Source organism: Stenotrophomonas sp. INTA L402-1, from assembly GCF_059295135.1.
In genome coordinates this window covers 18,005-31,667 of record NZ_JCAFWP010000020.1, presented here as the reverse complement: position 1 = coordinate 31,667, position 13,663 = coordinate 18,005, and the positions used below count along the sequence as shown (strand labels likewise).

The 13,663-nt window shown below is 66.3% G+C and carries 16 protein-coding genes; 5 read left to right on the top strand and 11 right to left on the bottom strand.

Annotation, left to right across the window (positions count from 1 at the left end; translation table 11 throughout):
* Positions 1 to 187: 187 nt before the first annotated feature.
* Positions 188 to 1,585 (top strand): serine hydrolase domain-containing protein, encoded by a 1,398-nt coding sequence (locus tag AC5O77_RS12845; protein ID WP_293797911.1) that lies wholly within the window; start codon positions 188 to 190, stop codon positions 1,583 to 1,585.
* 107 nt (positions 1,586 to 1,692) lie between these two features.
* Here the strand turns inward: AC5O77_RS12845 and AC5O77_RS12840 are convergent, their stop codons facing one another.
* On the bottom strand, positions 1,693 to 2,451 hold the full coding sequence (locus AC5O77_RS12840; RefSeq protein WP_478058425.1) for an SDR family NAD(P)-dependent oxidoreductase: 759 nt from the start codon (positions 2,449 to 2,451) through the stop codon (positions 1,693 to 1,695).
* Between the two features lie 114 nt (positions 2,452 to 2,565).
* Here AC5O77_RS12840 and AC5O77_RS12835 point away from each other — a divergent pair, with 114 nt between their 5' ends.
* Complete coding sequence (locus AC5O77_RS12835; RefSeq protein WP_049422154.1) at positions 2,566 to 3,459, top strand: LysR family transcriptional regulator; 894 nt, start codon at positions 2,566 to 2,568, stop codon at positions 3,457 to 3,459.
* Positions 3,460 to 3,578: 119 nt separating this feature from the next.
* Here the strand turns inward: AC5O77_RS12835 and AC5O77_RS12830 are convergent, their stop codons facing one another.
* Entirely contained in the window at positions 3,579 to 4,097 is a 519-nt protein-coding gene (locus AC5O77_RS12830; RefSeq protein WP_032130057.1) for a hypothetical protein, read from the bottom strand.
* Between the two features lie 111 nt (positions 4,098 to 4,208).
* Between AC5O77_RS12830 and AC5O77_RS12825 the strand changes: the two genes are divergently transcribed.
* A complete protein-coding gene (locus AC5O77_RS12825) occupies positions 4,209 to 4,580 on the top strand; it encodes a hypothetical protein (protein WP_148099972.1) in 372 nt (123 codons plus the stop codon).
* Positions 4,581 to 4,872: 292 nt separating this feature from the next.
* Here the strand turns inward: AC5O77_RS12825 and gcvH are convergent, their stop codons facing one another.
* The 9 genes from gcvH to nudE form a co-directional block, all read right to left on the bottom strand.
* Positions 4,873 to 5,268: a glycine cleavage system protein GcvH gene (gcvH, locus tag AC5O77_RS12820; protein WP_005410701.1), complete on the bottom strand. Its 396-nt coding sequence runs from the start codon at positions 5,266 to 5,268 to the stop codon at positions 4,873 to 4,875.
* 93 nt (positions 5,269 to 5,361) lie between these two features.
* On the bottom strand, positions 5,362 to 6,474 hold the full coding sequence (gcvT, locus tag AC5O77_RS12815) for a glycine cleavage system aminomethyltransferase GcvT (protein WP_125895566.1): 1,113 nt from the start codon (positions 6,472 to 6,474) through the stop codon (positions 5,362 to 5,364).
* 488 nt (positions 6,475 to 6,962) lie between these two features.
* Complete coding sequence (locus AC5O77_RS12810; RefSeq protein WP_494506884.1) at positions 6,963 to 7,397, bottom strand: NfeD family protein; 435 nt, start codon at positions 7,395 to 7,397, stop codon at positions 6,963 to 6,965.
* A 1-nt stretch (position 7,398) separates the two neighbouring features.
* Positions 7,399 to 8,358, bottom strand: coding sequence for an SPFH domain-containing protein (locus AC5O77_RS12805; RefSeq protein WP_005410704.1), 960 nt, complete (start codon positions 8,356 to 8,358; stop codon positions 7,399 to 7,401).
* Between the two features lie 66 nt (positions 8,359 to 8,424).
* Positions 8,425 to 8,727, bottom strand: coding sequence for an Mpo1-like protein (locus AC5O77_RS12800; protein WP_049422150.1), 303 nt, complete (start codon positions 8,725 to 8,727; stop codon positions 8,425 to 8,427).
* A 173-nt stretch (positions 8,728 to 8,900) separates the two neighbouring features.
* On the bottom strand, positions 8,901 to 9,230 hold the full coding sequence (locus tag AC5O77_RS12795) for a YnfA family protein (protein ID WP_032130110.1): 330 nt from the start codon (positions 9,228 to 9,230) through the stop codon (positions 8,901 to 8,903).
* The gene (gene mazG / locus AC5O77_RS12790) at positions 9,227 to 10,066 is read right to left on the bottom strand and encodes a nucleoside triphosphate pyrophosphohydrolase (protein ID WP_049422149.1); all 840 of its coding nucleotides are present in this window, start codon (positions 10,064 to 10,066) and stop codon (positions 9,227 to 9,229) included. Before mazG ends, AC5O77_RS12795 begins: the two co-directional genes overlap by 4 nt.
* Positions 10,067 to 10,079: 13 nt before the next feature.
* Positions 10,080 to 10,883: a 3'(2'),5'-bisphosphate nucleotidase CysQ gene (cysQ, locus tag AC5O77_RS12785; RefSeq protein ID WP_293798794.1), complete on the bottom strand. Its 804-nt coding sequence runs from the start codon at positions 10,881 to 10,883 to the stop codon at positions 10,080 to 10,082.
* Entirely contained in the window at positions 10,880 to 11,443 is a 564-nt protein-coding gene (gene nudE, locus AC5O77_RS12780; RefSeq protein WP_010482713.1) for an ADP compounds hydrolase NudE, read from the bottom strand. Before nudE ends, cysQ begins: the two co-directional genes overlap by 4 nt.
* Positions 11,444 to 11,520: 77 nt before the next feature.
* Between nudE and bioA the strand changes: the two genes are divergently transcribed.
* Positions 11,521 to 12,912 carry an adenosylmethionine--8-amino-7-oxononanoate transaminase gene (gene bioA / locus AC5O77_RS12775; protein WP_240792081.1) on the top strand — a complete coding sequence of 464 codons (1,392 nt, stop codon included), beginning with the start codon at positions 11,521 to 11,523 and terminating at the stop codon, positions 12,910 to 12,912.
* The gene (locus AC5O77_RS12770; protein WP_121504660.1) at positions 12,903 to 13,640 is read left to right on the top strand and encodes a 16S rRNA (uracil(1498)-N(3))-methyltransferase; all 738 of its coding nucleotides are present in this window, start codon (positions 12,903 to 12,905) and stop codon (positions 13,638 to 13,640) included. Before bioA ends, AC5O77_RS12770 begins: the two co-directional genes overlap by 10 nt.
* The last annotated feature ends 23 nt before the right edge of the window (positions 13,641 to 13,663 follow it).

The window sequence follows — 13,663 nt, the reverse complement described above, 5'->3', positions numbered from 1 at the left end:
CAGCAACCACGCAGAACGCCGCAACGCAGTGTCACGGCCCCGCCGGGACGACACGTTTCGACACATGCTTTCGGGGCGTCAAAATTCCAACTTTTTCAACGAGATGCGCATTCATCTTCGCTTTGTTTGTGCACAAGGGAAAAGCGGCGCTAGAATCGCCATCAGCAGTCGCGCACGGGTCTCCACGATGAAAAAGAACAGCCTGCGTCGTCCGATCCGTTCGGCGGCCACCGGTTTGCTGGGCATGTTGATGCCCGTTGCCTTGTCCACCACTGCGCAGACCCCGCCGCCATTGCCGCCGATGCCGGCCAACATCGAATCCGCCGCCACCGCCGTCGCCCACACCCAGCCCGCCGCTTACCGCACCGGCCTGGTGCCGCAGGTGCAGCTGCCGGCGGCCGGCTTCAACGTGGCCAACATCGAATCGATGGCGCAGCAACTCACCTATGGCGAGCGTGTGCCCGGCATGGCCGTGGCCATCGTGCAGGGTGGCCGCGTACTCAGCGCGCGTGGTTATGGCGTTACCGATGTCAACAACCCGCTGCCGGTCGACGCCCACACCGTGTTCCGCCTGGCATCGCTGTCCAAGGCCTTCGCCGGCACCATGGCCGGACTGCTGGTCAACGATGGCACGCTGCGCTGGGACAGCAAGGTCACCGACTATGTGCCGGGCTTCCGCCTGAACTCTCCGGAAGCGACCGATCGCCTGACCGTGGCCGACGTGCTCAGCCATCGCGTCGGCCTGCCGTACAACGCCTACGACCGCGACATCGAAGGCAACGCCGAGTACTACGCACTCACCCAGAAGCTGGCCAATACCAGCCTGAAGTGCCTGCCGGGCGACTGCTACGCCTACCAGAACGTGGCCTTCAGCCTGATCGGCGACGTGGTCTATGCCGCCTCGGGGAGCTTCTACGAGCAGTCGGTCGAGCGCCGCATCTTCAAGCCGCTGGGCATGAACGATGCCAGCCTCGGCCTGGCCGGCATCCAGGCCAGCTCGCGCTGGGCGCGTCCGCACGTGCGCAGCCGCAATGGCTGGGTGTCGCTGACACCGAAGCCGACCTACTACCGCGTCGCCCCGGCCGCCGGCGTCAACGCCAGCGCCAGCGACATGGCGCAGTGGCTGCTGGCCCACACCGGCCATCGCCCGGACGTGCTGCCGGCACCACTGCTGGCCACTCTGCATTCGAGCCTGATCAACACGCCGGGCGAAATGCGTTCGGGCTGGCGCCGCGAGCGCCTGCATTCGGCCGGCTACGCACTGGGCTGGCGCACCTTCGACTACGCCGGCCACGATGTGGTGTTCCATGCCGGTGCCGTGCAGGGCTATCGCGGCCTGGTCGCGCTGGTGCCGGAACGCGATCTCGGCATCGCCATCATGTGGAACGGCGAAAGCAGCCTGCCCAGCGGCCTGCTGCCGACGGTGCTCGATTCCGCGCTCGGCCTGCCGACGCAGCGATGGCTGGACGTGGACACCGACTTCGGCAGCGACAACCTGATGGCCGAAGGCGCGAGCCCGGCGCAGCAGGACAAGCGCAAGGGCAAGGGTGCTTCGAGCAACCGCGCGGTGGCGTCCCCGCGCTGAGTTGGCGGGCTTCACCGTGTGTGCGAAGGGCGGCCTGCGGGTCGCCCTTTTTGTTGGCAGTTGTAGAGCAAAGCAGTCGAGCACCGCTCGACTCTACAAACGGAAGGCTAATGCGCGAAGTAGTGCATGCCGCCATCCACCGGAATCACCGCGCCGGTGATGTAGCCGGCCAAGGGCGAGGCCAGAAAGGCCACCAGCGGCGCCACCTCCTCCGGATCACCAAAACGCCCGATCGGAATGTTGCGTTCGATGAACTCACGCCGGCTTTCCTCGGTGGGATGCAGCCGGTCCCGGATCTGAGCACTGTTGATGCGTCCCGGCGCGATTGCATTGACCGTGATGCCCTGTGAGGCCAGCGCCGACGACAGCCCTTTGCTCCACAGATGCAACGCCGCCTTCGCCGCCGTGGCAGCATTCACCGCGCGCGGTTCCATTGAACCGCTGAGGTTGATCACCCGCCCCCAGCCCTGCGCCTGCATCGCCGGCAGCAGTGCCTGGGTCAGGCGTCGTGCCGAAGAGAAGTTCAAGGCCATGGCTTCCTCCCAGACATCGTCCCCCGCATCCACCGTGGTCGGCCGGCCTCCTCCAGCCGCATTGACGAGGATGTCGACACGCGTCAGTGCCGCCGAGGCTGCATCCGCAATGTGGCGTACCTGCTCCGCATCGGTGAGGTCGCCCAGCAGGACGATCGGTGCCGGCGCGCCTGCAGATTCGATCTCCGCCGCCAGTGCATGCAGCGGCTCGGCACGCCGTGCACTGATCGCAATGCGTACTCCCTGTGCCGCCAGCAGCCTGGCCACACCGGCACCGATGCCACTGCCCGCCCCGGTGATCAGCGCGGTACACCCTTCAAGCCCCAGATCCATGATGTTCTCCCAATCCGCCAGCCGGTACATCCGGCCCGTGCAGTACATGCTGTTTGATCACCCCTGATTGATAAACTCCGCGCAGGTTTCAGCATTCAACACCCGGGGTGTCAGATGAATCTGCTGGAGAGCATGCAGGTCTACGTGCTGATCGTGGACAAGGGCAGCCTCAGCGCTGCTGCGGCGGCGATGGATATCTCGGCGACGATGGCCGGCAAGCACCTGCGTGCGCTGGAAGCACGGCTGGGGATGCAGCTGTTGAGCCGTACCACCCGGCGCCAGCACATGACGCCCTTCGGCGAGGACTACTACACCCGCTGCCGGGAGATCCTGCGGCTGGTGGAAGAAACGGACGCACAGGCGCAGCACCAGCAGCTGGCACCGGCGGGCACGTTGCGCATCAGTGCGCCGGTGATCTTCGGCACGCACGCACTGGTACCGGCACTGGCCGAATACATGGCGCGCCATCCGGATGTCCGGGTCGAAGTCACGCTGAGCGACCGCGTGGTCGACCTCGCCGAGGAGGGTTTCGAAGCGGCGCTGCGCATCGGCACGCTGGCCGACAGCAGCATGCTGGTGGCGCGTGCGCTGGCACCGTATCGCTTGATGATGTGCGCATCGCCGGCGTACCTGGCCAGGCATGGCACGCCTCGCAGCCTGCAGGACCTCGCCCTGCATCAGTGCCTGTCCTTCGAACCGAGCGCACTCGCACAGTGGCTGCAGGCCGATGCTGGCGAACTCGAGCGTGTGCCCGGCGGCCGGCTGCAGATCAACAACGGCGAAGCGCTGCGCACGGCAGCGCTGCATGGGCTGGGCATCGTGCTGCAGTCGGCACTGCTGCTGGCTGCCGACATCGACACCGGACGCCTGGTGCAGCTGTTCCCTGAGTTCGGCCAGACCGGTCGGCCGATGCACGTGGTCTACGCCCACGATCGCTACCACTCGACCCGCCTGCGCAGCTTCCTGGACTTCCTGGTGGAGCGCTTTCCACCGGCGCCGCACCGCTAGCGTCGACCGTCGGAAAAGCAGTCGAGCACGGCTCGACCCTGCAAACGGCCCATAAAAAAACCCCCTCCCCGCTGGGCAGTCAGGGAAGGGGGTTTCAGGATGCGGCTATCGGGAAGTACTTAGATCAGCGGCGCCGGGGTTGCCGGCAGAGCGACCGGAGCAGCCTTCTTCTTGCGGGCGGCCGGCTTGCGCTTGGCAACCTTCTTCGCTGCCTTCTTCGGGGCAGCCTTCTTGGTCGCCTTCTTCGCGGTCTTCTTTACTGCCTTCTTGGCGGTCTTCTTGACAGCCTTCTTGGCAGTGGCCTTCTTCGCGACCTTCTTGGCCGGCTTGCGGGCCGTTGCCTTCTTGGCAGTCTTCTTGGTGGCCTTCTTGGCTACCTTCTTGACGGCCTTCTTCGCGGTCTTCTTGACGGCCTTCTTGGCAGTGGACTTCTTGGCTACCTTCTTCGCCGCCTTCTTCACTGCCTTCTTCGCAGTGGTCTTCTTGGCGACCTTCTTCGCAGCCTTCTTCACTGCCTTCTTGGCGGTCGCCTTCTTCGCGACCTTCTTCACTGCCTTCTTGGCAGCGGCCTTCTTCGCGACCTTCTTCACCGCTTTCTTGGCGGCGGGCTTCTTCTTCGCAGCTTTCTTGGTTGCCATGGGATGGCTCCTCGTCAGTGATAGGGAGTTGAAACGCCCAGGTGGATCAAACCCGCGGATGCTGCGTGCGGGGACCGCCGGCGCGTCAGGCGCGCCGTTACGGATGCGGCAATGCCCGCCTCGATCGGCGGAGCGGACATCGGAACGGGAGTTGCCTTGCATTTCTCCGGGGGAAGCGGGGCCATGTCCACCGTCATCAGGGTCGCGGTGGTCTTGAAGGGGCTGCTTCGCATCGGACGATTGATTCTGCGCACTCGGTTGGGCAGGCAAGGTCTGCTGAGGCGAAACCTAATCACGGTTTTTTTTACTGTCAACAACCCCCGCGAAAAATTTTCACATCCGCGCCATCCCGGACGCCGCCCTCGCCACCGCCGTGCGCGCCCTGCAACGACCATTGAAGCGGCGCGCACGCGCGCCGCATACGACGAAGTCGATGCGCTCTCTGAACAAAAAACACTTGAAATAAGCACTCTGCGCAGATAGGCACATGTTCTGGACGACAGCGCACGTGCATTGCCGATGGTCACCGGCACCGTCGCCAACGCCAGCACAACAGGGCCGCAACGGGGGGCGAAAAGTTTTCACATTCGATCGCTTCGGCGCGGGGCGGAAACGCGGATTTGCGCAAAACTGCGCACGCTGATCGGCACTGTTCGTCTGTCGGCTGATGCCACGCCGAGGGTGCAGAGCGAACCCGCCGTCATGAGTCCGACGCACTCGCCAAAACAAAAACGGCCACCCGAAGGTGGCCGTTCCAGAACCCGGAAGTGACGACTCAGTGGTCGTCGTTTTCCAGGGCTTCGGCATACGCGTCCGGATCCAGCAGTTCGTTGACCTCTTCAGCGTTGGTCAGTTCGACCACGAACATCCAGCCTTCGCCGTAGGCATCTTCATTGATGGTTTCCGGCTTGTCGGACAGCGCCGAGTTGACCTCGACGACCTTGCCGCTGATCGGGCTGTAGACGTCCGAGGCGGCCTTCACCGACTCGACAACGGCGATCTGCTCGCCAGCCTTTGCGTCGGCGCCGACTTCCGGCAGTTCGACGTAGACCAGGTCACCCAGCAGGCCCTGGGCGTGGTCGGAAATACCGACGGTGACACGGCCATTGCCTTCGACACGGGCCCACTCATGGGACTTGAGGAACTTGAGGTCGCCGGGGATCTCGCTCATGGGACTGCTCCAGAGATATGCAGGGGTGGAAAAAACGGGGCTAGTGTAACCAACCGGCCGCCACTGCTGTCAGTGACGATCGGCAGTTTCGGATCAGGCGTCGGCGAGCACGCCGGGCTGGGCCTGGCCTTCGCGCACGAACGGGAACTTGACCACGCGCACCGGCACCTGCCGGCCACGGATGTCGACGGTGACCTCGCCGAGTTCACCGGCCGGTACACGGGCGAAGGCGATGCCCTTGGCCAGGGTCGGCGAGAAGGTGCCGGACAGGATCTCGCCCTGGCCGCCGGCGGTGGTCACCGCCTGACCATGGCGCAGCACGCCCTTCTCGTCCATCACCAGACCGATCATCTGGCGGGCGGTGCCGGCAGCCTTCTGCGCTTCCAGCACCTCGCGGCCGATGAAGTCGCGGCCTTCGTCCAGCGACACGGTCCAGGCCAGCGCCGCTTCGTACGGGCTGATCTCTTCGTCCATGTCCTGGCCGTACAGGTTCATGCCGGCTTCCAGGCGCAGCGTGTCGCGTGCGCCGAGGCCGGCCGGCTTCACGCCCGCCGCCAGCAGGCGGTTCCAGAACGCGACCACGGCGTCCTGCGGCAGCAGGATTTCGAAGCCGTCTTCGCCGGTGTAACCGGTACGGGCGACAAACAGTTCGACGCCGTCATCGGACTGCACCTGCAGGGCGGCGAAACGGCCCAGCTTGGCCAGCGCTGCGCGATCGCTTTCGCGGGCCAGGCCGATCACGATGTCGCGCGCCTGCGGGCCCTGCACGGCGAGGATGGCCAGGTCCGGGCGCTGCTCGACGGTGACGCCGAACGGTGCAGCCTGCTCGCGCAGCCAGGCCAGGTCCTTCTCGCGGGTGGAGGCATTGACCACCATGCGGAAGAAATCGTCGCCCAGGTAGTAGACGATCAGGTCGTCGATGACGCCGCCGCGCGGATTCAGCATGCACGAGTACAGTGCCTTGCCGGTCACCTTCAGCTTGTCGACCGAGTTGGCCAGCAGGCGGCGCAGGAACGGCTTGACCTGGTCACCGCGCAGGTCGACCACGGTCATGTGGCTGACGTCGAACACACCCGATTCGCGACGAACCAGGTGGTGCTCGTCGAGCTGCGAGCCGTAGTGGATGGGCATGTCCCAACCCCCGAAATCGACCATCTTGGCGCCAAGGGCGCGGTGGGTATCGTTGAGCAGCGTCTTCTGGGTCATGACCGGGTCCGGCAGCAGAGGAAACAAGAATCCCCATTATCCCAGATCGGTCGCCCGCAGGTCGCGCCGCAGCGCAGCGGGGTGTTTGGCCGGCCTGCGGCCGGCGCCGCTTTCTACAGCTAGAGCGCAAAGCCTGAGTTCATCGGCTCTGGATTGACTCGGCCTGGGCGGGTCGGAGCGAGTGCTTTTGCTCTTTGCTCTTTTTCTTTTTCCGTGGGCTGGACGCGCACGGAAACTGTCGGGGGCCGGGCGGGTTGGGTTCGCGGGACCGTTGGCGCCATGGATGACGCCATCGAGCCCCCATGGGTGAGGGCGCTTTGCTTGCGAAGCACTGCTTCGCAAGCGACCGAACGCGCAGCCGCCAGCGGCTGGGCCGGACCGCGGAGCGGGGTCTACGGCGTGTCCCGCGAACCCAACCCGCCCGACCCAAACACATGAACCGCCTTCCGCGACCATCCACGAGGGGCTCCGCCGTTGGCTGGGAACCCCTAGGCCACCGCTTCGACCAGCAGCGTGCTGCCCTGCACCGCCACCACCCGCACCAGGCTGCCGGCCTGCAGATCCGGTCCACTCACCTGCCAGGACGCATCATCGATGCTGACCCGCCCCTGGCCGCCGATGATGGCCTGCTGCAATGCGACCTCCCGGCCGACCAGCTGCTCGGCACGGCGGTTGAGCAACGGCGCATCGCTGGGCCGTGCCCGCGGCCTCCCCCAGCGCCGGTAGCACTGGATCGAGACCACACTCAGCAGGACGAAGGCGATCACCTGCCACAACAGTGGAATGTCGCTGAACACCGCAACCAGTACGAACACTGCCGCCGCGCCAATGCCGATCCACAGCATGAACGCACCCGGCGCCAGCGCTTCGGCCGCGAACAGAAGCAGCGCCAGCGCGCCCCAACCGACGACTTCCCAGCGCATGTCAGCCTCCGAGCGGCGGCGGCCGCTTGCCGGCGGCCTTGTTGTCCTGGCTGGCCAGCGCCTGCTTCGCCAGTTCGGCCACGCCCGCGATCGAACCGATCACGCCACTGGCCTCCATCGGCATCAGCACCAGCTTCTGGTTCGGCGAACTGGCCAGCTCCTTGAACGCTTCCACGTACTTCTGCGCGACGAAGTAGTTGATCGCCTGCACGTCACCCTCGGCAATCGCGGCCGACACCACCTTGGTCGCCATCGCTTCGGCCTCGGCCAGGCGCTCGCGCGCCTCGGCATCGCGGAACGCGGCTTCGCGACGGCCTTCGGCTTCCAGCACGGTGGCCTGCTTCTCGCCATCGGCGCGCAGGATCTCCGACTGCCGTGAACCCTCTGCCTCGAGGATCTGCGCGCGCTTTTCGCGCTCGGCCTTCATCTGCCGCGCCATCGCATCCAGCAGATCGCGCGGCGGCTGGATGTCGCGGATCTCGATGCGGTTGACCTTCACGCCCCAGGGATTGGTGGCATGGTCGACCACGCTCAGCAGCTGGGCATTGATCACCTCGCGCTGACTGAGCGATTCATCCAGATCCATCGAACCGATCACGGTACGGATGTTGGTCTGCACCAGGGCGATCATCGCCACTTCCAGGTTGGCCACCTCATAGGCGGCCTTGGCGGCATCCAGTACCTGGAAGAACACCACGCCGTCCACGCGCACGGCGGCGTTGTCCTTGGTGATCACTTCCTGGCTGGGCACATCCAGCACCTGCTCCATCATGTTCACCTTGCGCCCCACCCCGTACACGATCGGGATCAGGAAATGCAGGCCGGGGGTCATGGTGTGCGTGTAGCGCCCGAAGCGCTCGACGGTCCACTCGTAGCCCTGGGGCACCATCCGTACTGCCTTGAACAGGATCACCACGGCCACGAAGGCCAGTACCACGGTAAAGAACATGGTCGGGAACATCTTGCTTTCCTTATCTATGACGTCCAGGCCCCAGCATAGCGCGTGAAGGCCACATTCACAGCGGAGCTACCAGGGCACGCGCCCGCGCAGGATGTCGGCGAACATCACCCAGTCGCCCATGAACGAGTACAGCGGGTGCTGGAAGGTGGCCGGGCGGTTCTTTTCGAAGAAGAAATGGCCGACCCAGGCGAAGCTGTAACCGCAGAACAGGGCGGCCAGCAACAGCACCGGCTGCCCGCGCAGGATCGCTGCAACGACCAGCAGCAGCACGCCGCAGCTGCCGACGAAGTGCAGCCGGCGCGATACCGGGTGGCGGTGCTCGCTGAGATAGAACGGATAGAACTCGCGGAAGCTGGCGAAGCGGGACATATGCGTGTTCCGGGGGCCGTGGTCACCGCCATCATGCGCCTTCCTAGGAGGGAAAGCGGCCTGGACGGCGTGGCCGATTCTGACAAGGCAGTGCATGATCCGGTGGCGCTGCCTTTGTAGCGTCGAGCCATGCTCGATTGGCCCTCCCAGTTGCAGTCGAGCATGGCTCGACGCTACACCGGGGGCGTGCGCGGCCCGAACATGATCACCGCCATGCCGGCCAGGCACAGGGCTGCGCCGAACAGGTCCCAGCGGCTGGGGCGGATGCCATCGACCAGCCACAGCCAGAACAGCGCGGTGCCGATGTAGACACCACCGTAGGCCGCATAGACCCGGCCACTGGCGGTCGGGTGCAGGGTCAGCAGCCAGGCGAACAGGGCCAGGCTGGCGGCAGCCGGCAGCAGCAGCCACACGCTGCCGCCCTTGCGCAGCCACAACCACGGCAGGTAGCAGCCGACAATTTCGGCCAGCGCGGTCAGCAGGAACAGCGCGAGCGTCTTCACGCCTTCTCCGCCGCCTTGGCGTGCTGCCACAGTGCTTCCTGCGCATCCAGGTCCATCGACGCCAGCGCTCCACCCTGGGCGTCAGCCTGCGCTTCCATCGCACGGAAGCGGCGTTCGAACTTGTGGTTGGCCCCGCGCAGCGCCGCACCCAGATCGATATCGGCGTGGCGTGCCAGGTTGGCGCAGACGAACAGCAGATCGCCCAGCTCTTCCTGCAGGCGCGCTTTGTTGCCGGCAATATCGCCGCGCTCGAACTCCTCGCGCAGCTCCTGCAGTTCCTCCGCCGCCTTGTCCAGCACCGGCAACGGGCCCGGCCAGTCGAAACCGACCTTGGCCGCGCGCGACTGCAGCTTCACCGCTCGCTGCCATTCGGGCAGGCCACGCGAGATGCCGGCCAATGCGGAGGTGTCCTGCTCGCCCTTGGCGGCACGCTCGGCACGCTTGATCGCATCCCAGTTACGCGTCACCCCGTCGGCGTCATCGACGCTGACATCGGCGAACACGTGCGGGTGGCGGCGCTGCATCTTGTCGCTGATCGCGCGTGCGACCTCGGCGAAGGCGAAGGCACCCTGCTCCTCGGCCATACGTGCATGGAACACCACCTGCAGCAGCAGGTCGCCCAGCTCATCGCAGAGATCATCGAGGTCGCCACGGTCGATCGCATCGGCCACCTCGTAGGCTTCCTCGATGGTGTACGGCGCGATGGTCGCGAAGTTCTGTTCCAGGTCCCAGGGGCAGCCGCCCTGCGGATCGCGCAGGCGCGCCATGATCGCCAGCAGGCGTTCCAGTTCGTTGCTGGCTGCACTGCCGGCGATGGGGGTGTCATGCGCGCTCATGCGGTCTCCAGGGTCAATCGGACAACCAGTCGCGCCACGGCAGGCTGGTATCACCAATCGCAATGAAATCGCCGTTCAACAGGGTCTCGCGGCGGTTGTAGCGGAACGGCTTGCCGGTCGCTGCCGACAGTACCGCACCGCCGGCGGCGTGCAGTACGCACTGGCCGGCGGCGGTATCCCATTCGGAGGTCGGGCCCAGACGCGGATAGACATCCAGGCCACCTTCGGCGATCCGGCAGAATTTCAGCGACGAGCCCTGCGCGATGGTCTCGATGCGCCCCATCCTCGCCAGCAGCGCCTCGGTTTCCGGTGAGCGGTGCGAGCGGCTGGCGGCAACCCGCAGCGGTGCGGTGGCCGGCGTGCGGGTGCGCAGCACGGTGTCGTGCAGGCCCTGGCGACGGTATGCCAGCTCACCACGCATGGCATGCCAGACGATGCCGGTGACCGGCGCCAGCACCACGCCGAAGGCCGGCGCGCCCTGGTAGATCAATGCGATGTTGACGCTGAACTCGCCGTTGCGCTTGATGAACTCGCGGGTGCCGTCCAGTGGGTCGACCAGCCAGTAGGCGCCCCAATGACGGCGTTGCTCCCACGTGACCTGGGCCGACTCCTCGGACAGGATCGGCAGATCCGGGGTCAGCTGCTGCAGGCCCTGCTCGATGACCTGGTTGGCGGCCAGGTCGGCGGCGGTGACCGGGCTGTTGTCGTCCTTGAGCTGCACGTCGAAGCCATCGGCATAGACCTGCATGATGGCCTGTCCGGCTTCCTGGGCAATGGCGATGGCGGTCTCGCGCAGGTCCGTGGTCAGTTTGATCATCGCAATCCCTGCAGCCACTGGCGGGCGATGAACAGCGCCGCCAGCGAGCGTCCCTCGGAGAAGTCCTCGCGCAGCATCAGCTGGTCCAGCTCGGCCAGCTTCCACGGGACGACTTCCAGCTCTTCCGGCTCGTCGCCGGCCAGCTTTTCCGGGTACAGGTCGCGCGCCACCACCAGCCACGACTGGTGGCTCATGTAGGTCGGGGCCAGGGTCATCGCGCGCAGCACATCCACCCGGCGCGCGCCGTAACCGGCCTCTTCCTTCAGTTCGCGGTCGGCGGCCTGCTCGGGGGTCTCGCCGGCATCGATCCGGCCCTTGACCAGGCCCAGTTCGTAGCGGTGCATGCCGGCGGCGTATTCACGTACCAGCAGCACGGTTTCGTCGTCGAGCATCGGCACCACCACCACCGCGCCATGCCCCCGGCTGACCAGCCGCTCGAAGCGGCGGCGTTCGCCGTTGGAGAACTCCAGGTCCAGGTGCTGGCGCTGGAAGGGACCGTTCTCCTCATCGGTGATCCGATGGATGATCGGCAAGCGACGGCCGGCACGGTCATCGTTCATGCGGAATCTCCGCGGCGGCCGGCGCCTGCGCCGGGGCCGATAGAATGTGCAGGCAGCAACATGTTCATGAGCCCGAAATGCTAGCAGACCCAACCCCCTCCCCGCTGGTCGAGCACTGGCGGCAACGCGACCTCAAGGTGCTGTGGCACCCGTGCACGCAGATGCGCGAGCATCCGCACACCCTGCCACTGGTCCCGATCGCACGCGGCCAGGGCGCCTGGTTGTTCGACCACGACGGCAACCGCTACCTGGACGCGGTCAGCAGCTGGTGGACCAACCTGTTCGGCCATGCCGAGCCGCGCATCGGCGGTGCCATTGCCGCCCAGGCCGGGCAGCTGGAACAGGTAATGCTGGCCGGCTTCGGCCACGAGCCGGCGATCACCCTGGCCGAACGCCTGCTGGCGCTGGCCCCGCGCCAGCCTGGCCGCGAACCGCTGGCCAAGGTGTTCTACGCTGACAACGGCTCCGCCGGCGTGGAAGTGGCGCTGAAGATGGCCTTCCAGTATTTCCAGAACCGTGGCGAGCCGCGGCGCACGCGGTTCATCGCACTGGAGAACGGCTACCACGGCGAGACCCTGGGCGCGCTGGCGCTGGGTGACATCCCGCTGTATCGCCGCGTCTATGCGCCGCTGCTGGCCGAAGGGCTGTTCGCGCCCTCGCCCGACGCTTACCTGGCCGAGCCCGGCCAGAGCGCCGCCGATCGCGCGCGCCAGGCCGCCGATGGCCTGGCCACACTGTTCGACCAGCATCCGGGCGAGATCTGTGCGGTGATCCTGGAGCCACGCCTGCAGTGCGCGGGCGGCATGCGCATGCACGATCCGGTGTACCTGCAGCGGGTTCGCGAACTGTGTGATGCGCACGGTGCATTCATGATCGCCGACGAGATCGCCACCGGTTTCGGCCGCACCGGCACCCTGTTCGCCTGCGAGCAGGCCGGGGTGATGCCGGACCTGATGTGCCTCTCGAAAGGCCTGACCGGCGGCTTCCTGCCGCTTGCCGCGGTACTGGCCACGCAGGCCCTGTACGACGCGTTCCTCGACGACTCGCGCGAGCGCGCCTTCCTGCATTCGCACAGCTACACCGGCAACCCGCTGGCCTGCGCGGCCGCGCTGGCGACGCTGGACATCTTCCGCGACGACGATGTGATCGCGCGCAACCGCGGCATCGCCTCGGTGATGGGCACGCTGGCCGCACCGTTCAGCGACCATCCGCACGTGGCCGACGTGCGCCAGGCCGGCATGGTGGTGGCGTTCGAGCTGTCGCGCGATGGCAACAAGCGCACACCGTTCGACCCGGCCATGCGGCTGGGCCTGCACGCCTACAAGGCAGCGCTGAAGCGCGGTGTGGTACTGCGTCCGCTGGGCGACGTGCTGTACTGGATGCCACCCTACTGCGTGGATGACGAACAACTGGAGCTGCTGGCACATACCACGCTGGCGGCGATTGACGAGGCGATTGCATGCGCGTGACCCGCTGCCCCATCGACCTGGCGCTGCACAGCGGCCAGACCGTGACCCTGCCGGAAGAGACCGCCAACCACCTGGTACGGGTGATGCGCCTGCGCGAGGGCGATACCTGTGTGCTTTTCAACGGCGACGGCCATGACTACAGCGCCACGCTGACCGTGGCCGGCAAGCGCGAAGTGCAGGTGCGCATCGACGCCGTGCAGGCCATCGACAACGAATCGCCGCTGGCGATCACCCTGCTGCAGGGCATCGCCCGTGGCGAGAAGATGGACCTGATCCTGCAGAAAGCCACCGAACTGGGCGTGGCGGCGATCATTCCGGTCAACGCCGAGCGCACCGAGGTGAAGCTGGATGCAGCACGGGCGGAGAAGCGCGTGGCGCACTGGAACAATGTGGTGACCTCGGCCTGCGGCCAGTCCGGGCGCGCGCGCATTCCGCAGGTGGGATCACCGCTGTCGCTGGCGCAGGCGGCAGCGGCACTGCCGGTGGATACGCTGCGGTTGACCCTGGATCCGCAGGGCACACATCGCTTGTCGACGCTGGCGGCCGCTCCGGCAGGCGGCATCGTGATCGCGATCGGCCCGGAAGGTGGGTGGTCGCCACGCGACCGTGATCAGTTGGCGGCGGCAGGATTCCAGGGCCTACAGCTGGGCCCGCGCATCCTGCGCACGGAAACGGCCGGCCTGGCCGCGATTGCAGCACTGCAGGCGCGGTTGGGGGATCTGGGGTAAGGCCCGATTCCTGATAGTGCCGG

What these genes read in the sequence shown, in the direction of transcription:
- AC5O77_RS12845 (WP_293797911.1), top strand. Translation starts at nt 188, where the DNA reads ATGAAAAAGAACAGCCTGCGTCGTCCGATCCGTTCGGCGGCCACCGGT.
- AC5O77_RS12840 (WP_478058425.1), bottom strand. Translation starts at nt 2,451, where the DNA reads ATGGATCTGGGGCTTGAAGGGTGTACCGCGCTGATCACCGGGGCGGGC.
- AC5O77_RS12835 (WP_049422154.1), top strand. Translation starts at nt 2,566, where the DNA reads ATGAATCTGCTGGAGAGCATGCAGGTCTACGTGCTGATCGTGGACAAG.
- AC5O77_RS12830 (WP_032130057.1), bottom strand. Translation starts at nt 4,097, where the DNA reads ATGGCAACCAAGAAAGCTGCGAAGAAGAAGCCCGCCGCCAAGAAAGCG.
- AC5O77_RS12825 (WP_148099972.1), top strand. Translation starts at nt 4,209, where the DNA reads ATGCCCGCCTCGATCGGCGGAGCGGACATCGGAACGGGAGTTGCCTTG.
- gcvH (WP_005410701.1), bottom strand. Translation starts at nt 5,268, where the DNA reads ATGAGCGAGATCCCCGGCGACCTCAAGTTCCTCAAGTCCCATGAGTGG.
- gcvT (WP_125895566.1), bottom strand. Translation starts at nt 6,474, where the DNA reads ATGACCCAGAAGACGCTGCTCAACGATACCCACCGCGCCCTTGGCGCC.
- AC5O77_RS12810 (WP_494506884.1), bottom strand. Translation starts at nt 7,397, where the DNA reads ATGCGCTGGGAAGTCGTCGGTTGGGGCGCGCTGGCGCTGCTTCTGTTC.
- AC5O77_RS12805 (WP_005410704.1), bottom strand. Translation starts at nt 8,358, where the DNA reads ATGTTCCCGACCATGTTCTTTACCGTGGTACTGGCCTTCGTGGCCGTG.
- AC5O77_RS12800 (WP_049422150.1), bottom strand. Translation starts at nt 8,727, where the DNA reads ATGTCCCGCTTCGCCAGCTTCCGCGAGTTCTATCCGTTCTATCTCAGC.
- mazG (WP_049422149.1), bottom strand. Translation starts at nt 10,066, where the DNA reads ATGAGCGCGCATGACACCCCCATCGCCGGCAGTGCAGCCAGCAACGAA.
- cysQ (WP_293798794.1), bottom strand. Translation starts at nt 10,883, where the DNA reads ATGATCAAACTGACCACGGACCTGCGCGAGACCGCCATCGCCATTGCC.
- nudE (WP_010482713.1), bottom strand. Translation starts at nt 11,443, where the DNA reads ATGAACGATGACCGTGCCGGCCGTCGCTTGCCGATCATCCATCGGATC.
- bioA (WP_240792081.1), top strand. Translation starts at nt 11,521, where the DNA reads ATGCTAGCAGACCCAACCCCCTCCCCGCTGGTCGAGCACTGGCGGCAA.
- AC5O77_RS12770 (WP_121504660.1), top strand. Translation starts at nt 12,903, where the DNA reads ATGCGCGTGACCCGCTGCCCCATCGACCTGGCGCTGCACAGCGGCCAG.